Genomic DNA, 19,377 nt, shown 5'->3' with positions numbered 1-19,377 from the left:
GAAGAGAAGACATGCTCATCAGCCAGCGACCGACTCTCTCCGAGGAGTCGATCAACGAGACCCGGTCCCGGTTCACCATCGAGCCGTTGGAGCCGGGCTTCGGCTACACCCTGGGCAACTCGCTGCGGCGCACGCTGCTGTCGTCGATCCCGGGTGCGGCGGTCACCTCGATCAAGATCGACGGCGTGCTGCACGAGTTCACCACGATCCCCGGTGTCAAGGAGGACGTGGTCGAGCTCGTCATGAACATCAAGGAGCTCTGCGTCAGCTCCGAGCACGACGAGCCGGTCAGCATGTACCTGCGCAAGCAGGGTCCGGGCGACGTGACGGCGGGCGACATCCAGCCGCCGGCCGGCGTCTCGGTGCACAACCCGGACCTGAAGCTCGCCACCCTCAACGGCAAGGGTCGGCTCGACATGGAGCTGACCGTCGAGCGTGGCCGCGGCTACGTCACGGCTGCCCAGAACAAGCAGGCCGGCGCCGAGATCGGCCGGATCCCGGTCGACTCGATCTACTCGCCGGTGCTGAAGGTGACGTACCGCGTCGAGGCGACCCGTGTCGAGCAGCGGACCGACTTCGACCGGCTGATCATCGACGTCGAGACCAAGCCGTCGATGGGCCCGCGTACCGCGCTGGCCTCCGCCGGTTCGACGCTGGTGGAGCTGTTCGGTCTGGCTCGTGAGCTGGACGAGACCGCCGAGGGCATCGACATCGGGCCGTCCCCGCAGGACGCCCAGCTCGCGGCGGACCTGGCGCTGCCGATCGAGGAGCTGGACCTGACCGTCCGCTCCTACAACTGCCTCAAGCGCGAGGGCATCAACTCCGTTGGTGAGCTCATCGGGCGTACCGAGGCCGACCTCCTCGACATCCGCAACTTCGGTCAGAAGTCGATCGACGAGGTCAAGATGAAGCTCGCCGGGATGGGTCTGGGGCTGAAGGACTCGGCCCCGAACTTCGACCCGGCGCACGTCGTGGACGCCTTCGGCGAGGCCGACTACGACACCGACGACTATCGCGAGACCGAGCAGCTCTAGTCCGCGCTGCCGCCACACCTGAGGAGCACCAAGCATGCCCACGCCCACCAAGGGCCCCCGCCTCGGCGGCAGCCCCGCGCACGAGCGGCTGATGCTGGCCAACCTGGCCACTGCGCTGTTCCAGCACGGCAAGATCAAGACCACCGAGACGAAGGCCCGGCGGCTGCGTCCGCTGGCCGAGCAGCTCATCACCAAGGCCAAGCGCGGCGACCTGGCTTCCCGCCGGCGGGTGCTGGGCGTCGTCAAGGACAAGGACGTGGTCTACTCCCTGTTCGACCAGATCGCGCCCCGGTTCGCCACCCGCAACGGTGGCTACACCCGGATCGTGAAGACCGGTCCGCGCAAGGGTGACAACGCGCCGATGGCGATCATCGAGCTGGTCGAGGAGCTCCAGGTCGCCGAGCCGAAGGCGAACAAGAAGACCGCCGCCCGCAAGGCCGCGCAGCAGGACAAGGTCGAGGCGCTCGCCCCGGCCGAGGACGCCCCGAAGTCGAACTCGGGCGACCAGGACGCCGAGCCGCCCGTGTCGGCGTCCGGCGACACCGCCGCCGCCCGCGAGGACAGCGACGAGGCCGGCGAGAACGACAAGGCCTGATCCAGGCCACCGTCGGGCCCGGCACCCCCTCGCGGGGTGCCGGGCCCGACCCCGTGAGGCGGAGGTACGAGTGGACGAGCGCACCCGGCTGCGGCTGGACGTCGCGTACGACGGGTCGGGCTTCTCCGGCTGGGCCGCGCAGCCGACGCGGCGCACGGTCGCCGGGGTGCTCGTGGAGACCCTCGACCTGGTCCTCGGCGCGGGCACGGCGACCGGGTTGACCGTGGCGGGCCGCACCGACGCCGGGGTGCACGCCACCGGGCAGGTCTGCCACGTCGACCTGCCGAGCGCCGTGTGGCGGCAGCACGACGGTCGGCTGCTGCGCCGACTGGCCCGGCTGCTCCCCACCGACGTCCGGGTACGCGCGATCATCGAGGTGCCCGCCGACTTCGACGCCCGGTTCTCGGCCACCTTCCGCCGCTACGAGTACCGGGTCACCGACGCCGCCTGGGGCGCCGAGCCACTGCGCCGGCACGAGATCCTGGCCTGGCCGAAGCCGTTGGACCTGGCCGCGTTGAACGCCGCTGCGGCGGGGCTGGTGGGGGAGCACGACTTCGCCGCGTACTGCCGGCGCAAGGAGCACGCCACCACGCTGCGCGAGGTGACCCGGCTGGACTGGCGGCGGGAGGCGGACGGGATCCTGGTGGCCACCGTGCAGGCCGACGCGTTCTGCCAGGCGATGGTGCGCAGCCTCGTCGGCGCCATGCTGGTCGCCGGGGACGGGCGCCGACCGGCCGAGTGGCCGGGCAGCCTGCTGGCCCGCCGGGAACGCTCCAGCGAGGTGACCGTGGCGCCGGCGCACGGGCTGACCCTGGTCGCCGTCGGCTATCCCGAGGACCCGGGCGAGTACGCCCGCCGCGCCGAGGCGACCCGCCGGCTGCGCGTACCCGTGGAGGGTTGACCGCCCCCGCTCCCGCCCTGGGCGCCGGACCGTCAGGCCGGGCCCTCCACCGTCCCCGCAGAGATCCGTCGATCGTCAGGAGTCGCCGCCGTGCAGGAACCTCGCCGTGGACGGGATCTCGGCATAGTCGTCGGGACGTTGCCGACGGGTCCCCTGAACGCGGTCACCGACGTGCCCGGCGTGCGGGTGGGCCACACCACGCTCGTCGAGGGGGACAGCATCCGCAGCGGGGTGACGGCGATCGTCCCGGACCAGCTGACCGACCGCCGCTCCCTGCCGGCGGGGCTGTTCGTGGGCAACGGGCACGGCAAGATGGTCGGGTCGACCCAGGTCGCCGAGCTGGGCGAGATCGAGACCCCCGTGGTGCTGACCGCGACGCTGTCGACGTTCCGGGCGGCGGACGCGCTGGTCACCTACATGCTGCGGCAGCCGGGCCGGGAGACGGCCGAGTCGCTGAACCCGGTGGTGGCGGAGACCAACGACGGGTTCCTGTCCGACATCAGGGCGCGGCCGGTACGGGCGGAACACGTCCTCGGGGCGCTGGAGGAGGCCTGCGGCGGACTGCCCGCGGAGGGCGCCGTCGGTGCCGGTACGGGCACGGCCGCGCTCGGCTTCAAGGCCGGCATCGGAACGTCCTCACGGCTCGCCGCGACGTCCGGCGGCACGGTCACCGTCGGTGTGCTGGTGCAGGCCAACTTCTCGGGAGTGCTGCAGGTGTGCGGGGTGCCGATCCGGCCCGCGCAGGTGGGCGTGCCGACCCCGTCGCTGCCGGACCGGCCCGCGGGGAACTCCTGCGTCATCGTGGTCGCCACCGACGGTCGCCTCGACGCGCGGCAGTTGGGCCGCGTCGCCCGCCGGGCCATCTTCGCCATGGCGCGCGTCGGCTCGGACTTCGCCGGTGGCAGTGGCGACTACGCGCTGGCGTTCTCCACCGCCGACACGCGGACACCGACCGCGCCGGAGTCCGACCTGGAGCCCGTCTTCGCAACGGTGCTGGAGGCCGTGGAGGAGGCGCTGCTGAACTCGCTGTTCATGGCGCGCACCACCGTCGGCGTGGCCGGCCGGGTCAGGTACGCGGTCCCGCACGAGCGGATGCTCGACCTGCTGCGGACGCACCGGGTCGCACCCGGGACGTGAGAGACGGGGAACGGGTGCGTGGCCGTGGCCCCCGCACCCGTTCCGGTCGTGCTCCGGTCAGTCGTCCCCGTCCTGCGTACCGGTGTCGTCGGCGCCACCGTCGGTCGGCTGGCCAGCCGTGCCGCCGTCCGCCCGGCGCTCCAGCACACCCCGGTTGAGGTGCAGCTCGATCATGTCGAACAGGATCTCCCGGGCCTTCGTGTCGCCGGACCGGATCGCCTCGCCGTCGCTGCGGACGACCACCGCGTACGCGAGGTAGTGGCCGCGCACCTGCCAGCCGACGCGGGCCGGCGCGGTGGCGATCGCCGCGCTGTCGTCGTTGGCCGCCATGCCCCGGAACCGGCCCTGCCGCTCGTCGAGCAGCAGCCGGACCCGGTCCCGGGCGCGTTCGGCGTTGGCCCGGTCGATGAGGTTGAACAGCCCGGTGGTGACGAGGTGGTCGTCGTCGGGCGTCCGCAGCGTGCCCCGGACCACCTGGGTGCAGCCGAGGCGGACCAGCAGGTCGGCGACCTCACCGGTGGCCGCCACCGCGCAGCTTGCGCTGGACTGGGTCTTCAACACCCGGTAGGCGGGCTCGCCGTCGGCGACGACGAGCTGCCTGCCGGGGAAGAGCTCCTTGGCGGTCAGGGGGGCCGGGTCGGTGTCGCGGGAGTCGAGGGCCTGCGTCTCGGCCTGGGCGGGCTCGGTCGGCTCGGCCGGGGCCGTGGGCGTGGCCTGCGGGGTCCTGTCACGCTCGGCCAGCAGGGCGGCGGCGCCGAGACCGCAGAGCGCGAGCAGCGCGAGGACGGCCGCGCCGCCGACCGCGACCTGCCACAGCCGGCCGCTGCCGCCGCGCTGCGACCGCCGGGCCGGCAGGGCCGGCTCGGCCGGTGACGGCGGGGCCGGGGGCGGCTCGGCGGGCCCGGCCGACGGCTGCGACTCGGCGGACGCCCGCACATGGGCGGGCAGCGGCGGCGGCACCTGCGCCGCGGCGCGGGGCGGCGCGGGCGCGGCGGAGGGCAGCACGACGCGGTTGGCGCGGGGCAGCGACGGCGTCGGGAAACGGGACGGGGAGGGGCCGGCCGGGGGAGGCGGACCGGCATCGAGCACCGACCGGTCGGACCCGGGCTCCGGGTACTCCATGAATGCATCCTCATCGGACTCGTACCGATACACCATGTCGCCCAGAGTAGGAGGCATTGTCCCTTTAGGTGGGAATAATGGGAAATTGTGCGCGGCGTCGTTTCGCCTCGCCCCGGGCCCGCGTGCCGTCGGGCCGGGCCCCACGTGCGTCGGCGACCGGGCCCGCGTGCCGTCGAACCGGTTCCGCGTGGCGTCGGACCGGGCCCGCGCCGACGGAACGGGCGGCGGTGCGAGAATTGCCCGCGTGACCGGCGAACACTACTTCACCGCTGAGCCCTCGGCCGCCGCCAAGCCGCGCGAGGTCGAGTTCTCCGTCGCCGGCCGCGACTACGCCCTGGCCTCCTCCGCCGGCGTCTTCTCCGCCACCCGCCTCGATCCCGGCACGGCGGTGCTGCTGCGCAAGGCCGACCTGCCACCCGCCGGGACCACCGGCGCCCTGCTCGACCTCGGCTGCGGCTTCGGACCGATCACCTGTGTGCTCGCCAGCTCGGCGCCGTCGGCGACCGTGTGGGCCGTCGACGTCAACGAACGGGCCCGCGAACTCACCGCGGCCAACGCCGCGCGCGTCGGGGCGGCCGACCGCGTGCGCGCCACCGCCCCGGACGACGTGCCCGCCGAGCTCCGCTTCGCCCAGATCTGGTCCAACCCGCCGATCCGGGTCGGCAAGGACGAGCTGCACCAGCTCCTGCTGCAGTGGTTGCCCCGGCTCGCCCCGGACGGCGTCGCCTGGCTGGTGGTGGCCCGCTACCTCGGCGGGGACTCGCTGCAGCGCTGGCTGGTCGAGCTGGGCTGGCAGGTGGGGCGGCACGCCAGCCAGAAGGGCTACCGGGTGCTGCGGGTCACCCGGTAAATGGTTGGGCCGTCCGGCCCGTGCTCGGGCAGGATGCCGGACGTGGGATACGTGGACGTGGCAGCGGTGGGACACATCCTTCCCGACGGTCGGGAGCTCTTCTCCGACGTGTCGTTCCGGGTCGGGGAGGGCGCCAAGGTGGCCCTGGTCGGGCCCAACGGTGCCGGCAAGACGACGCTGCTGCGGATGGTCGCCGGTGACCTGCCGGTCAAGACCGGCGCCGTCGCGCGGGCCGGTGGGCTGGGCGTGATGCGCCAGTTCATCGGGATGATCGGCGACGAGTCCACCCTGGCCGACCTGGCGCTGTCGCTCGCCCCGCCGGCGTTGCGCGACGCCGGCCGCCGCCTGGTCGAGACCGAGGGGGCCATGCGCGCCGCCGAGGTCCGCGGCAAGTACAGCACCGCCGCCGGCAAGGCACAGCTGGCGTACGCGGACGCGCTCGCGGCCTGGGGCGAGGTCGGCGGGTACGACGCCGAGGTGCTCTTCGACACGGTCGCCACCATCGTGCTCGGCCTGCCCTGGGACGGTGCCCGGGATCGACCCGTACGGACCCTCTCCGGCGGCCAGCAGAAGCGCTTCGCCCTCGAACTGCTGCTCCGTGGCCCCGACGAGGTGCTGCTCCTCGACGAGCCGGACAACTTCCTCGACGTGCCCGGCAAACGCTGGCTGGAGGGGCGGCTGCGCGAGTCCGGCAAGTCGGTGCTCTACGTCTCGCACGACCGGGAACTGCTCGCCCACACCGCCGACCGGGTGGTCGCCGTGGAGGGCGGCAGCGCCTGGGTGCACCCGGGCGGCTTCGCGAGCTGGCACGCCGCGCGGGTGGCCCGGCACGCCCGCCTCGACGAGCTGCGCAAGCGGTGGGACGAGGAACACCAGAAGCTGCGCGAGCTGATGCTGATGTACAAGCAGAAGGCCGCGTACAACGACGGGATGGCGTCGCGCTACCAGGCCGCGCAGACCCGGCTGCGCAAGTTCGAGGAGGCCGGGCCGCCGCCCGTACCGCCGAAGGACCAGGACATCCGGATGAAGCTGACCGGCGGGCGGACCGGCAAGCGCGCGGTGGTCTGCGAGCAGCTCGAGCTCGACGGCCTGACCTTCCCGTTCGACCTGGAGATCTGGTACGGCGACCGGGTCGCCGTGCTCGGCGCCAACGGCACGGGCAAGTCGCACTTCCTGCGGCTGCTGGCCCGGGGCGGCACCGACCCCGACCCCGCCAACGGCCCGGTCGACAACGCCGCCGCGCTCACGCCGGTGGCGCACGACGGGGTGGCCCGGCTCGGCGCGCGGGTACGCCCCGGGCACTTCTCGCAGACCCACGACCGGCCGGAGCTGATGGGGAAGACCCTCGTCGAGATCCTCTGGCGGGGCGACGACCACCGGGCCGGCATGGACCGGCACGACGCGATGGCGGCGCTGAGCCGCTACGAGCTGGCGGGGCAGGGCGACCAGCGCTTCGGCACCCTCTCCGGCGGCCAGCAGGCGCGCTTCCTGGTGCTGCTGCTGGAACTGTCCGGCGCGACGCTGCTGCTGCTCGACGAGCCCACCGACAACCTCGACCTGGCCTCGGCGGAGGCGCTGGAGGCCGGGCTGACCGCGTTCGAGGGGACCGTGGTGGCGGTGACCCACGACCGCTGGTTCACCCGCACCTTCGACCGGTTCGTGCTCTTCCGGGGCGACAACGAGGTGGTGGAGACCCCGGAGCCGGTCTGGGACGTGGCGTGATCCCCGCCGACCTGGCCGACCGCCTCCGCGCGGTCGGCGGGGTCGTCGCCGTCGCCCTCGGCGGCAGCCGGGCCCGGGGTGAGCACCGGCCCGACTCCGACTGGGACCTCGGCCTCTACTACCGGGGCGAGCTGGACGTGCCGGGGCTGCGCGCCGTCGCCGCCTCGGTCGCCGACGAGGAGGTCGAACTGACCCCACCCGGCGGCTGGGGGCCGTGGGTCGACGGCGGCGGATGGCTGCGCGTCGGCGGTACGGCGGTCGACTGGATCTACCGCGACCTCGACCGGGTGCACCGGATCTGGGCCGACTGCCGCGCCGGCCGGTACGAGGTCGGCGTGCAGGCCGGGCACCCGCTCGGCTTCTACTCGTCCGCGTACGCGGGCGAGGTGGCGCTCTGCCGGGTGCTCGGCGACCCGACCGGTGAGCTGACCGCATTGCGCGAGGAGACCCGCGCGTACCCGCCGGCACTGGCCGACGCCCTGACGGCCGGCGGATGGGAGGCCCCGTTTCTGGTCGACGGCGCGGCCAAGGCGGTCGCGGCCGGCGACAGCGGCTACGTGGCCGGCTGCCTGTTCCGGGCGGTCGGGGTACTCGCCCAGGTGCTGCACGCCCGGGCGGGGCGGTGGCTGGTCAACGAGAAGGGCATGATCGCCGCCGCGGGACGACTGCCCGGCGCACCGCCCGACTTCGCCCGGCGGGCGCAGGCGCTGCTCGGCGCGGTCGGGCACACGCCGGAGCAGTTGGCCGAGACGCTCGCCGCCGCCCGCCGGCTCGTCGCCGACGTGCTCGACTGACGGGCCGCGACGTACGCCGGACGGCTCCGCGTCGGTGACGCGTGGTTCGTGCGTGTGGTGGGCTTCGCGGTCCGCAGCGTGCGCCCGGCGGCCGGCATAGGGTGGATCTCGTGACTGAGATGACCTACCGCCGGTTGGGCGACTCCGGGCTCGTGGTGTCCGTGGTCGGCATCGGCTGCAACAACTTCGGCCGCAAGCTCGACCTCGACGGCACCCGGGCGGTGGTCGACGCCGCGCTCGACGCCGGGATCAACTTCTTCGACACCGCCGACATCTACGGCGAACCGCAGGGCGGCTCCGAGGAACTGCTGGGCCAGGCGCTCAAGGGCCGGCGCGACGACGTGGTGGTGGCCACCAAGTTCGGCATGGACATGCACGGCATGAACGGCCCCGACTTCGGTGCCCGGGGTGCCCGTCGCTACATCGCCCGGGCGGTCGAGGCGTCGCTGCGCCGGCTCGGCACCGACCACATCGACCTCTACCAGATGCACGAGCCCGACCCGGGCACCCCGATCGACGAGACGCTCGCCGCGCTCGACGACCTCGTCCGGGCCGGAAAGGTCCGCTACCTGGGCAACTCCAACTTCGCCGGCTGGCAGATCGCCGACGCGGACTGGGTGGCGTCGTCGAACGGCCGGTCCCGGTTCATCAGTGCGCAGAACCACTACAGCCTGTTGGAGCGCGGCGTCGAGGCCGAGGTGGTGCCCGCCTGCGAGCGCTTCGGCCTCGGGCTGCTGCCGTTCTTCCCGCTGGCCAACGGGCTGCTCACCGGCAAGTACAAGCGCAACGAGGCCCCGCCGGCGGGCAGTCGCCTCGCCGGTGGCGGCCGGTACGCCCAGCGGCTCGCCGCCGCCGACTGGGACACCATCGAGGCGATCGAGGCGTACGCCGCCGAGCGGGGGCTGTCGATGCTCCAGGTGGCGATCGGCGGGCTGGCCGCCCAGCCGGCGGTGACCTCGGTGATCGCCGGCGCCACCACGCCCGAGCAGGTACGCGCCAACGCGGAGGCGGGCACCTGGCAGCCCACCGACGAGGACCTCGAAGCCCTGCGCGCCATCCTCTGAGCCACGTCGACACCACCCCTGTCGTCACCCTCGCCCTCGTCCCGCCCTCGCCCTCGTCCCGCCCTCGCCCCGTCCCGCCCCCGGCACCGCAGCACTGCGGCACCGGGGGCGGTGCGCTGCGCGCAGCACCCCACCCGCGCCGACGCGAGGCTCGGTGGAACGCCATGGGTGTCACCCGGCACCGGAAACACCCACCACGTTCCACCGAGCGTCGGGTCGCCTCGTGCACGACAGGCGGGCTGCGGTGGTGCGGTGGCAGTCGTGGCGCGTGCCGGGTGTCCGCTGAGTGGAACGTCACGGGTGTCAAGGGACGGCGGAGACACCCGTGGTGTTCCACCGGCTGGGCCGCCGTGCTCTTCGGCCCGCCGGCAGGACGGCCGTCAGGAGGAGGGGGCGCAGGGCAGGAAGCCAGTGCGGCGGGAGCGGGGCCGGGAGGCGGAAGTGAAGGCGCAAGGGTGATCAGCGGGAGGGGTGGCGTTCGCGGAGGGCCTGGTTCACCAGGGCGACGGTGCGGGTGGGGTGCCGGAGCACGTCGTCGGCGGTGAAGCGCAGGACGATCCAGCCGGCCGCGCGCAGGGCGTTCAGCCGGGCGACGTCCTGGCGGAAGTGGGCACGCTCGCGGTGGTGGTCGCCGTCGTACTCGACCGCGACGCGCAGGGCGGGCCAGGCCAGGTCCACCCGGCCGACGAACCGCCCGTCGGTCTCGCGAACGTCGTGCTGGGCGACCGCCGGTGGCAACCCCGCGTCGAGCAGGAGCAGCCGGAGGCGGGTCTCCATCGGGGACTCGGCCAGCGGCTCCGCCAGCGCCAGGACCTCCCGCAGCAGGGGCAGACCGGGCCAGCCGGACCGTGCGTCGGCGTACGCGCGCAACGCGGCGAGTTTCACCGCCCGGCGGTGCAGCAGCGCGTCGACGGCGACCACGGCATCGTGCCGGGGAGCCCGGCGGCCCAGGTCGAAGGCGGTGCGCAGGGGCGTGGTGACGGGCAGCCCGCCGAAACGCGTGCGATCGGAATCCGGCACCACCGACCGGTGTACCCGAAGACGGGGGTGGGCGCGCATCCGCGCGGCGCGCGGCAGCAGCACGGTGACCGGCGCGTTCCGGCTGAGCAGGTCGACACCCCACAGGTACGCGGCGCTGCGGCCGGCGATCGCCCCGCCGACCGGCAGCGACAGTGCGACCGCGTCGCACCACATCCGGTGGTCGTCCGGCCGGTAGCCGTCACGGTGCACGTGGACGTCGGGGAGGAGCCGCTGCCAGGACGGCCCGCGCAACATCGTCCAGCTCAGCAGCCCTTCGGCGATGGCGGTGCTGGCCCGGAACGGTAGGAAGGCGAGGCGGGGCGGTACCCGGGCGGCGGAGGGCATCCGGACAGCATCGCGTGACGGGACGGTCACGTGCCGCCCCCGTCTGCCGGGTTCGGGCGGTCGGTGTGAAATCCGCAGCTTGACCTTGGCGGATCCGGCGATCCGTCGTACGGTGACACCCGCAAGTGACCCACGGGAGCCCGGTGGACCGGGCTGAGAGGGGGGCTGTGAGCCCCCGACCGTCGAACCTGATCCGGGTAATGCCGGCGCAGGGAGGAGTGTTGCCGTGCCGTCCCTCGGACGACTGCATCTCATCACCGACACCCGGCCCGGGCGGGATCCGCTCGCCGTGCTGCGGGCCGCCCTTCCGGTGGCCCGCGCGGAACTGGTCGTGCAGGTCCGGGTGACCGACGACGCCACCGACCGGGAGGCGTACGACCTGGCCCGGCGGGTGGTGGCGCTCTGCGCGCCGTACGACGCCACCTGCCTGGTGAACGACCGGCTGCACGTGGCGCTGGCGGTGGGCGCCGCCGGTGGGCACGTCGGCGCCGAGGACCTGCCGGTCGGGGCGGCCCGCCGGGTGCTCGGCACGACCGCCGTGCTCGGTGCCACCGCCCGCGAGCCGGGGACGGCCGCCGAGGCGGTCGCCGCGGGAGCCAGCTACCTGGGCGTGGGCCCCTGCCACGCCACCGGCACCAAGACGGGACTGCCGGCGCCGATCGGCCCGGCCGGGGTACGCGCGGTCGCCGACGCCGTGGCCGTGCCCGTCGTCGCGATCGGCGGGGTGACCGCCGCGAACGCGCCCGCGCTGGTGGCCGCCGGGGCGTACGGGGTGGCGGTGGTGGGGGCGCTCTCCGGGGCGGTCGATCCGGCCCGGGCGACGGCGGAGCTGCTGGGAGCGCTGGGGTGCTGAACCGACCGGACGTCGCCGTGGTGGGGGCGGGACCGGTCGGGCTGGCGATCGCCTGGCGCTGCGCGCAGCGCGGACTGCGCGTCGTCGTGCACGACCCCGCCCCGGGCTCCGGCGCGTCCCACGTCGCCGCCGGGATGCTCGCCCCGGTCGCCGAGGCGTACTTCGGCGAGCACGAGCTGACCGGGCTGCTGACCGCCTCCGCCGCCCGCTGGCCGGCGTTCGCCGCCGAGCTGACCGCCACGAGCGGCGTGGACGTCGGCTACCGCACCGAGGGCACGCTGATGGTCGGGCTCACCGCCGACGACCTGGCCGAGGCGCGGCGGCTGTGGGCGTACCAGCAGGGGATCGGGCTGCCGGTGACGCCGCTGCGCCCGTCGGCGCTGCGGGACCGCGAGCCGGCGCTGGCCCCCCGGGTCCGTGGCGGCGCGCTCGCCGCCACGGACCACCAGGTCGATCCCCGCCGGCTGGTGCGGGCGCTGCGCACGGCTGCCGAGCACGCCGGCGCCACGCTGGTCCCCGCCGCCGTGCGCGCCCTGTCCGACGTGGACGCCCGCGTCACGGTGGTCGCGGCCGGCTGCGGCGCGGCGGCCCTGACGGGGCTGCCGGTGCGGCCGGTGAAGGGGCAGGTGGTCCGGCTGCGCGCGCCCGGCGGCGGCGCGCCGGGCTTCCGGCACGTCATCCGGGGGTACGTCGACGGCGAGCACGTCTACCTCGTCCCCCGTGACGACGGGGAGGTGGTGGTGGGCGCGACCGTCGAGGAGCGCTCCGACACCGACGTGTCCGCCGGGGCGGTGCTGCGCCTGCTCCGTGCCGCCGTCGACCTGCTGCCGGAGCTGGCCGAGTACGACCTGGTGGAGACGGTCGCCGGCCTGCGCCCCGGCACTCCCGACAACGCCCCGATCCTGGGCTCGTTGCCGGGCCGGCCCGGCGTGCTCGTCGCGACCGGACACCACCGGCACGGCATCGTGCTCACCCCGATCACCGCAGACCTGATCGCCGGCCTGGTCGGGACGGGTGCGCCGGACCCGCTGCTCGCCCCCTTCACCCCGGCCCGCTTCGCGCCGGCCGCGACCACCGGGCCCACCGCCCGCCCGTCCGCATCCGAGAAGGAGCACACGTGGAACTGACGGTGAACGGAGCCGGGCGCAGCCTGCCCGGCGGCGCGACCGTGGCGGACCTGGTCCGCGCGGTCACCGACCAGCAGCGCGGTCTCGCCGTCGCGGTCAACGGGGAGGTGGTGCCGCGTACGGGCTGGCCGGCGACCGTGCTGCGCGAGGGCGACCGCGTCGAGGTGCTCAGCGCCGCCCAGGGCGGGTGAACGCGATGAGCTTCGACCTGGGCGGCGTGAGCTTCACGTCCCGGCTGATCCTCGGCACCGGCGGCGCGGCCAACCTGCGCGTGCTGGAGGACGCGATCCGCGCCTCCGGCACCGAGCTGGTCACCCTGGCCCTGCGCCGCGTCGACACCGCCCCCGGTACCGCCGGCGGGCTGCTGGACCTGCTGGACCGCTGCGGCGTGAAGCTGCTGCCGAACACCGCCGGCTGCTACACGGCGGGCGAGGCGGTCAAGGTGGCGCACCTGGCCCGGGAGGCGTTCGGCACGGACTGGGTGAAGCTGGAGGTGATCGGCGACGAGCGCACGCTGCTGCCCGACGGGGTGGAGCTGCTGCGCGCCGCCGAGGAACTCGTCGCCGACGGGTTCGTGGTGCTGCCGTACACGTCGGACGACCCGATCCTCGCGCGCCGGCTGGCCGACGTCGGCTGCGCCGCCGTGATGCCGGCGGGCGCGCCCATCGGCTCCGGCCTGGGCGTGTCGAACCCGCACCACATCCGGCTGATCCGGCAGGGCGTCGACGTGCCGGTGATCCTGGACGCCGGCATCGGCACCGCCTCGGACGCCGCGCTGGCCATGGAGCTGGGCTGCGACGCGGTGCTGCTCGCCAGCGCGGTCACCCGCGCCGCCGACCCGGTGGCGATGGCCACCGCGATGCGGTACGCGGTCGAGGCGGGCCGCCTCGCATACGGGGCGGGCCGGATCGCCCGACGCTTCCACGCGCTCGCCTCCACCCCCGACGAGGGACGGCCGGACCTGTGACCGCCAGCCCCGGTCCCGCCTGTGCGGCTGCGGCACCGGCTGCGGCTGCGGATCTTGGTACGGAAGGGCCCCTGGAGGGGCCGTCTCCCACCAGGATCTCGGACGGGCCGGCTGGCGTCCTGCTGCTGACCGATCGGCGGCAGGCGCGGCGGCCGTTGACCGAGGTCGTTGCCGGGGCGGTGGCCGGGGGAGTGCGGTGGGTGGTGCTGCGGGAGAAGGACCTGCCCCGGGCCGAGCGCGCCGCCCTCGCCGCCGAGCTGCGCGCGATCCTCGCCGGGGCGGGCGGCACCCTGGTCGTCGCCGGCCCCGACCCGCTCGGCGGCGACGCCGTGCACCTGCCCGCCGCCGGCCCGTACCCGCCGCCGCGCCTCGGCCTGGTGGGCCGCTCCTGCCACGACCGGGCGGAGCTGGCCAGGCTCACCACGGAGGACTACGCCACTCTCTCGCCCGTCTACCCGACCAGCACCAAACCCGGCTACGGCCCGCCGCTGCGCCCCGACGGGCTCAGCGCGCTGATCGCGGCCAGCCCCGTGCCCGTCCTGGCGCTCGGCGGAGTGCGGAGCCCGGACCAGGTGACCGCCTGCGTCGAGGCGGGAGCCGTGGGGGTGGCGGTGCTGGGTGCCGTCATGCGCGCCGACGACCCCGAGGCGGCAGCAGCCGCCCTGACGGCAGCCGCCGACGCGGCGAGCCGGAGTGGGCACGGTCGGCCGCAGCCCCCGACCACCACGGCGCAGGCCCGGCCCGAGCTCGCGTCCGCCACCACGGAAGAGGAACGATGACCCCGACGACCGTGCTCACCATCGCCGGATCGGACTCCGGCGCCGGCGCCGGCATCCAGGCGGACCTGAAGGTCTTCGCGGCCCTCGGCGCGTACGGCACCAGCGTGATCACCGCGGTCACCGCGCAGAACACCAGGGGCGTGGACGCGGTGCTGCCGCTGCCGCCGCGCACGGTCACCGAGCAGCTCGACAGCGTGCTCGCCGACTTCACCGTCCGCGCCGCCAAGACGGGCATGCTCGGCACCCCGGCGGTCGCCGACGCGGTGGTCGACGCCGCGAAGGCCGGCCGGCTGCCGCACCTCGTCGTCGATCCGGTGCTCGTCGCCACCAGCGGGCACCGGCTGGGCGTGGTCGCGGCCGTCGAGCGGTTGCTGCCGTACGCCGAGGTGGCGACGCCGAACTGCGCGGAGGCCGCAGCCATCACCGGGCGCCCGGTGACCACGGTCGAGGAGATGGTCGCCGCCGCCGAGGCGCTCGCGGCCGGCGGCCCGGCGCACGTGGTGGTGACCGGCGGCGACGTGGACGCCGACGGCGAGGCGGTCGACGTGCTGCACGGCGGCGGCGTCACCACCCTGCTCCGCGCGCCCCGGGTCGACACCCGGCACAACCACGGCACCGGCTGTTCGTTCTCGGCGGCGATCGCCGTGCGGCTGGCGCTCGGCGAGCCGGTGCCGACGGCGGTCGCCGCCGCCAAGGAGTACGTCCTCCGCGCGCTGACCGGCGCGCGGGACTGGGAGCTGGGCGCGGGACGCGGCCCGTTGGACCACTTCGGCTGGTCCGCTTGATCACCAGGGAGGCTGTCATGCAGGCACGTCGCAAGGTGTACGTGGAGGGGTCCCGGCCGGACGTGCGGGTGCCGTTCGCCGAGGTGGAACTGAGCGGCGACAACCCGCCGCTGCGGCTCTACGACACCTCGGGACCCGGCTCCGATCCGCAGGTCGGCCTGCCGCCGCTGCGCGGGCCGTGGATCGCCGAGCGCGGCGACGTGGCCCCGGTCCGGGGCGCGGGCACCCCGCTCGCCGGCACCGACGGCCGCCGCCCCACCCAGCTCGCGTATGCGCGGGCCGGCGTGGTGACGCCGGAGATGGAGTTCGTGGCGATTCGGGAGGGCATGGCGCCGGAGTTCGTCCGCGACGAGATCGCCGCCGGGCGGGCCGTGCTGCCGCTCAACGTCAACCACCCCGAGTGCGAGCCGGCGATCATCGGCAAGGCGTTCCTGGTCAAGGTCAACGCCAACATCGGCACCTCGGCGGTCACCTCGTCGGTGGCCGAGGAGGTGGAGAAGCTGACCTGGGCGACCCGGTGGGGCGCGGACACGGTGATGGACCTGTCGACCGGCAAGCGGATCCACGAGACCCGCGAGGCGATCGTGCGGAACTCGCCGGTGCCGATCGGCACCGTGCCGATCTACCAGGCGCTGGAGAAGGTCGGCGGCGACCCGGTGAAGCTGAGCTGGGAGGTGTTCCGGGAGACCGTGATCGAGCAGGCCGAGCAGGGCGTCGACTACATGACGGTGCACGCCGGGGTGCTGCTGCCGTACGTGCCGCTGGCGGTGGACCGGGTCACCGGGATCGTGTCGCGGGGCGGCTCGATCATGGCGGCCTGGTGCCTGGCGCACCACGAGGAGAACTTCCTCTACACCAACTTCGCCGAGCTGTGCTCGCTGCTCGCGCGCTACGACGTGACGTTCTCGCTCGGCGACGGGCTGCGCCCCGGCTCGATCGCGGACGCCAACGACGCCGCCCAGTTCGCCGAGCTGCGCACCCTCGGCGAGCTGACGAGGATCGCCTGGGAGCACGACGTGCAGGTGATGATCGAGGGGCCCGGCCACGTGCCGATGCACAAGATCAAGGAAAACGTGGACCTCCAGCAGGAGTGGTGTCACGAGGCGCCCTTCTACACCCTCGGCCCGCTGACCACGGACATCGCCCCCGCGTACGACCACATCACGTCGGCCATCGGCGCCGCGATGATCGGCATGTTCGGCACCGCCATGCTCTGCTACGTGACCCCGAAGGAGCACCTGGGGCTGCCGGACCGCGACGACGTGAAGGCCGGCGTGATCGCGTACAAGATCGCCGCGCACGCGGCCGACCTGGCCAAGGGACACCCCGGCGCGCAGGCGTGGGACGACGCCCTGTCCAAGGCGCGCTTCGAGTTCCGCTGGTCCGATCAGTTCAACCTGTCGCTGGATCCGGAGACCGCGCGCTCGTACCACGACGCGACGCTGCCGGCGGAGCCGGCGAAGACCGCCCACTTCTGCTCGATGTGCGGCCCGAAGTTCTGCTCCATGAAGATCACCCAGGAGCTGAAGGAGTACGCGGCACGCGGCATGAAGGACAAGTCGGAGGAGTTCCTCTCCTCGGGCGGCCGGGTCTACCTGCCGCTCGCCTGAGCGGCTCGGCCACCCGCCCGGGACGACGCCCGCTTCCCCCAGGCCCGGCCGTCCTCCCCGATCGAGTCAGTCGCGGTGGTGGCGGCCGGTGGAGCGCAACGACCGCCGGCCGCTCTCCTGCTCGGGCTCGTTGTCCGCGATCGGCTTGCTCAGGCCGGTGACCCAGTCCACGTACTCCTCGTCCTGCTCCGGCAGGGGCTCGGGATCCCGGTCGGCAGGGGCGTCCTCGGTCCCGGCCCGGTTGCGGCGGAACAGGCCGAGCCGCCCCCGGCCCCGCCCCGGGGGCTGTTCGGTCCCCGCTGGCGACGCCGAGTCGGGCGAGGTCTCCGCCCCGGCGGCGGAGGCACCGTTCTCCGGCGCGGCGTCGACGGGTGCCGGGGTGGGACCTCCCCGGCGCGCGGTGGCGAGCGCCTCCCAGCTCGCGGCGCGGGCCAGGTCCGGCATCGGCGCGCGGTGGCGGGGCCGGGGCGTCGGCTCGGAGGCGGGATCCGCGGCGGACGCCGCCTCGGCGGCGCCGCCCTGGGGCCGGGGTGGCACCGGCCACGCCGATGCGGTCGGCGTCGCGGCGGTCCCGGCAGCGGTCGTGCCGAAGAGATCGGCGGTAGCGGCGGGCGGGGCGGGATCGGTCCTCGGCGCCGGCGCGTCGGCCGGGAGCGGCGGCGCCGGCACGGCGGCACGGGACAAGGTCGGGGGGACCGGTCCGGGCGTCTCCGGGGACGCCGGCGACGCCGTGCCCGGCGCGGTCGCCCCGGTCACGGGGGCGTCCGGAACGGCGGGCGTCGGCTCCCCCGCGGTGGGCGTCGGGTCCGTGGTGACGGGCGTCGGCTCCCCCGCGGTGGGCGTCGGCTCCCCAGCGGTGGGCGTCGGGTCCGTGGTGACGGGCGTCGGGTCCGCGGTCGCCGGCACCGGGGCCCCAGCGGTGGGCGTCGGGTCCGCATCTCCGGGTGCCACCGCGGGCGCGGCCTGGCGCGTCGACCGGGGCTTGCGGGTACGGCGGGGCTTGGGCGCGCTCGATGCGGCCTGCTGTCCGGCGACCGCTCCTGCCGGCTGCCCGGCGGACGCCGCCCCTTCGACCTGCTGCCCGGACGGGGTCGGTGTCTCGACCGGCTGCCCGGCCGCCACCGGTCCCTCGACCTGCTGCCCGGCCGGGGTCGGTGTCTCGGCCAGCTGCCCGGCCGGCGTCCCCTCGGCCCGCTGTCCCGCCGGCGTCGGCGCCTCGACCGGCTGTACCGGGTGCGCCGGTCCTCCGGTCGGGCGTCCGGCGGGTGACGCCTCCCTGACGGGCTGCGCGTCGGGCGTCGCCTCGGCTGTCGGTGCCGCCTCCGCTGCCGGGGCCGCCTCGGCGGCGGCCGGGACGGACGCGGCCATCGGCGCAGGGGCGGGGGCGTCGGCCGGCGTGCGGGCGGGCTGCCGTCCGACCGGGCGCTCGGCTGCGGCCGGGGCGTCGGTTGCCGACCCGACCGTCCATCGTGGGTCCACGTCCGGCCGGGCGTCGGCGGCGGGAGCCGGGGAGGTTCCCCCCTCGGCGGGCCAGTCCCAGTGCGGGGGAACGGCTCGGGGCGTCGGGGCGTCGCCCCCGGTGACGGTGACCGTGCCGGAGTCCGTACCGCCGGCCCGGTCGGCGGTGACCAGGGCGGCACCGGCCAGGTCGACGGTCTCCGGCTCGTCGCCGGCGTCGGCCGCGGGGGCGTTCGGCAGGGCCGGACCGGTGGGCAGCGGGCGCAGGATGTCGGTCGGCTCGATCGCGTCGGTGGGGGCGGTGCGGGTGACCAGCGGCCAGCGCAGCAGCGCGGCGGCGGCCGATCCGAGCGCGCCGGCGGCCACCGCGAGCAGCGCCGCGTAGTACGGCGTGAGCTGGTAGCGGTCGGCGGTGTCGCCCGGGCCGGCGGTCAGGTAGGCGAATGCCACCAGCACCGGGCCCGCCACCCCCGTCGCGCCGCTGACCAGCGGCGGGTGACCGTGCCACCGGGCCAGTGCGCCGGTCGCCGCCCCGGCCAGCAGCGCCACCAGCGGCAGGACGACCAGGGCCAGCCGCTGCGCCGTGGCGGCGTCGAGCGACGCAGGCTCCAGCACCCCCAGCCGTACGGTGTCCAGCGGCCCGGTCGAGACCAGCGACGGCGCCACCGAGACCAGGGCCAGCAGCCAGACCGCGCCCGCGACCGCCGCCACGTTCCAGCCCACCGGCGGCCGGAGCAGTACGGCGAGGGCCGCGCCCGCCCCGGCCAGCGCACCGAGGACCGCGCAGATGCCGACGGCCCAGACCGGGTCCACCGAGACGAGGTCGGCCGCCCGGGCGGGCTGCATGCAGAGCGGCGCGACGACGGTGGCGCCCAGCGCGGCGGCGCCGGCGACGGCGAGCAGGTGCCCGGTCCCGGCCAGCCCTCCGTCCCGGCGGGCCAGGCGCTCGGTCAGCACCGCACCCATCACGGCGGCGTTCGCGGCGAACCAGCCCGCCCAGACGAGCTGGGCCGGCCACTGGTTGACGGTGGCGCCGGTGAAGGTGCCGGTGAGCCGGACGATGCCGAAGCTGAAGGCGATGCCGAGCTGACCGGCCCCGGCCAGCAGGCTCACCCCGAGCGCGGTGAGCAGCAGTCTGCCCCAGGTCCGAATGGCCATGTCCGGCACGTTACGCACCTGTTGACCGGGCCGCCACCGGCGCGCCGCGAGCCGGG

The 19,377-nt window shown here is 75.2% G+C and carries 18 protein-coding genes and 1 riboswitch; of the genes, 15 read left to right on the top strand and 3 right to left on the bottom strand.

All coding sequences use genetic code 11. The features are described from left to right. Positions 1-11 precede the first annotated feature (11 nt). The 4 genes from V6U77_RS18905 (at position 12) to V6U77_RS18890 (ending at position 3,667) form a co-directional block, all read left to right on the top strand. On the top strand, positions 12-1,034 hold the full coding sequence (locus tag V6U77_RS18905; protein ID WP_013735931.1) for a DNA-directed RNA polymerase subunit alpha: 1,023 nt from the start codon (positions 12-14) through the stop codon (positions 1,032-1,034). A 34-nt stretch (positions 1,035-1,068) separates the two neighbouring features. After that, a complete protein-coding gene (gene rplQ / locus V6U77_RS18900) occupies positions 1,069-1,629 on the top strand; it encodes a 50S ribosomal protein L17 (protein WP_334607666.1) in 561 nt (186 codons plus the stop codon). 70 nt (positions 1,630-1,699) lie between these two features. After that, complete coding sequence (truA, locus tag V6U77_RS18895) at positions 1,700-2,530, top strand: tRNA pseudouridine(38-40) synthase TruA (RefSeq protein ID WP_334607665.1); 831 nt, start codon at positions 1,700-1,702, stop codon at positions 2,528-2,530. A 138-nt stretch (positions 2,531-2,668) separates the two neighbouring features. After that, entirely contained in the window at positions 2,669-3,667 is a 999-nt protein-coding gene (locus V6U77_RS18890) for a P1 family peptidase (protein ID WP_334607664.1), read from the top strand. A gap of 57 nt (positions 3,668-3,724) precedes the next feature. Here V6U77_RS18890 and V6U77_RS18885 read toward each other — a convergent pair whose 3' ends face one another. Beyond that, complete coding sequence (locus V6U77_RS18885) at positions 3,725-4,789, bottom strand: hypothetical protein (RefSeq protein WP_334607663.1); 1,065 nt, start codon at positions 4,787-4,789, stop codon at positions 3,725-3,727. A gap of 244 nt (positions 4,790-5,033) precedes the next feature. Between V6U77_RS18885 and V6U77_RS18880 the strand changes: the two genes are divergently transcribed. The 4 genes from V6U77_RS18880 to V6U77_RS18865 all read left to right on the top strand — a co-directional run bounded on the left by V6U77_RS18880 (position 5,034) and on the right by V6U77_RS18865 (position 9,219). After that, positions 5,034-5,639: a class I SAM-dependent methyltransferase gene (locus V6U77_RS18880; protein WP_334607662.1), complete on the top strand. Its 606-nt coding sequence runs from the start codon at positions 5,034-5,036 to the stop codon at positions 5,637-5,639. A 42-nt stretch (positions 5,640-5,681) separates the two neighbouring features. Further along, a complete protein-coding gene (locus V6U77_RS18875) occupies positions 5,682-7,361 on the top strand; it encodes an ABC-F family ATP-binding cassette domain-containing protein (protein ID WP_334607661.1) in 1,680 nt (559 codons plus the stop codon). Further along, entirely contained in the window at positions 7,358-8,155 is a 798-nt protein-coding gene (locus V6U77_RS18870) for a nucleotidyltransferase domain-containing protein (protein WP_334607660.1), read from the top strand. Before V6U77_RS18875 ends, V6U77_RS18870 begins: the two co-directional genes overlap by 4 nt. Before the next feature lie 101 nt (positions 8,156-8,256). After that, positions 8,257-9,219 (top strand): aldo/keto reductase, encoded by a 963-nt coding sequence (locus tag V6U77_RS18865; RefSeq protein ID WP_334607659.1) that lies wholly within the window; start codon positions 8,257-8,259, stop codon positions 9,217-9,219. A 459-nt stretch (positions 9,220-9,678) separates the two neighbouring features. On the opposite strand, the gene V6U77_RS18860 is transcribed toward V6U77_RS18865, so the two are convergent. Beyond that, complete coding sequence (locus V6U77_RS18860) at positions 9,679-10,584, bottom strand: DUF559 domain-containing protein (RefSeq protein WP_334607658.1); 906 nt, start codon at positions 10,582-10,584, stop codon at positions 9,679-9,681. A gap of 123 nt (positions 10,585-10,707) precedes the next feature. Further along, a riboswitch (TPP riboswitch) is annotated at positions 10,708-10,816 on the top strand. On the opposite strand from V6U77_RS18860, the gene thiE reads away from it, so the two are divergent. The 7 genes from thiE (at position 10,811) to thiC (ending at position 16,705) form a co-directional block, all read left to right on the top strand. Next, on the top strand, positions 10,811-11,437 hold the full coding sequence (gene thiE, locus V6U77_RS18855; protein ID WP_334607657.1) for a thiamine phosphate synthase: 627 nt from the start codon (positions 10,811-10,813) through the stop codon (positions 11,435-11,437). Its footprint overlaps the riboswitch before it by 6 nt. Next, complete coding sequence (gene thiO / locus V6U77_RS18850) at positions 11,431-12,564, top strand: glycine oxidase ThiO (protein ID WP_334607656.1); 1,134 nt, start codon at positions 11,431-11,433, stop codon at positions 12,562-12,564. Before thiE ends, thiO begins: the two co-directional genes overlap by 7 nt. Then, positions 12,555-12,755, top strand: a complete 201-nt coding sequence (gene thiS, locus V6U77_RS18845) for a sulfur carrier protein ThiS (protein ID WP_334607655.1) — start codon at positions 12,555-12,557, stop codon at positions 12,753-12,755. Before thiO ends, thiS begins: the two co-directional genes overlap by 10 nt. A 5-nt stretch (positions 12,756-12,760) precedes the next feature. After that, entirely contained in the window at positions 12,761-13,531 is a 771-nt protein-coding gene (locus V6U77_RS18840) for a thiazole synthase (protein ID WP_442934459.1), read from the top strand. 95 nt (positions 13,532-13,626) lie between these two features. Beyond that, positions 13,627-14,310, top strand: coding sequence for a thiamine phosphate synthase (locus V6U77_RS18835; RefSeq protein WP_334607677.1), 684 nt, complete (start codon positions 13,627-13,629; stop codon positions 14,308-14,310). Then, the gene (thiD, locus tag V6U77_RS18830; RefSeq protein WP_334607653.1) at positions 14,307-15,095 is read left to right on the top strand and encodes a bifunctional hydroxymethylpyrimidine kinase/phosphomethylpyrimidine kinase; all 789 of its coding nucleotides are present in this window, start codon (positions 14,307-14,309) and stop codon (positions 15,093-15,095) included. Before V6U77_RS18835 ends, thiD begins: the two co-directional genes overlap by 4 nt. A 17-nt stretch (positions 15,096-15,112) precedes the next feature. Continuing rightward, positions 15,113-16,705 (top strand): phosphomethylpyrimidine synthase ThiC, encoded by a 1,593-nt coding sequence (gene thiC, locus V6U77_RS18825; protein ID WP_334607652.1) that lies wholly within the window; start codon positions 15,113-15,115, stop codon positions 16,703-16,705. A gap of 66 nt (positions 16,706-16,771) precedes the next feature. Here thiC and V6U77_RS18820 read toward each other — a convergent pair whose 3' ends face one another. After that, positions 16,772-19,321: a hypothetical protein gene (locus tag V6U77_RS18820; RefSeq protein ID WP_334607651.1), complete on the bottom strand. Its 2,550-nt coding sequence runs from the start codon at positions 19,319-19,321 to the stop codon at positions 16,772-16,774. Positions 19,322-19,377 lie beyond the last annotated feature (56 nt).

Origin of the sequence: Micromonospora sp. CPCC 205546 (assembly GCF_036902715.1) — a bacterium.
GTDB lineage: Bacteria > Actinomycetota > Actinomycetes > Mycobacteriales > Micromonosporaceae > Micromonospora.
The sequence above is the reverse complement of the archived record's forward strand: the minus strand, read 5'-3'. Positions and strand labels throughout refer to the sequence as shown.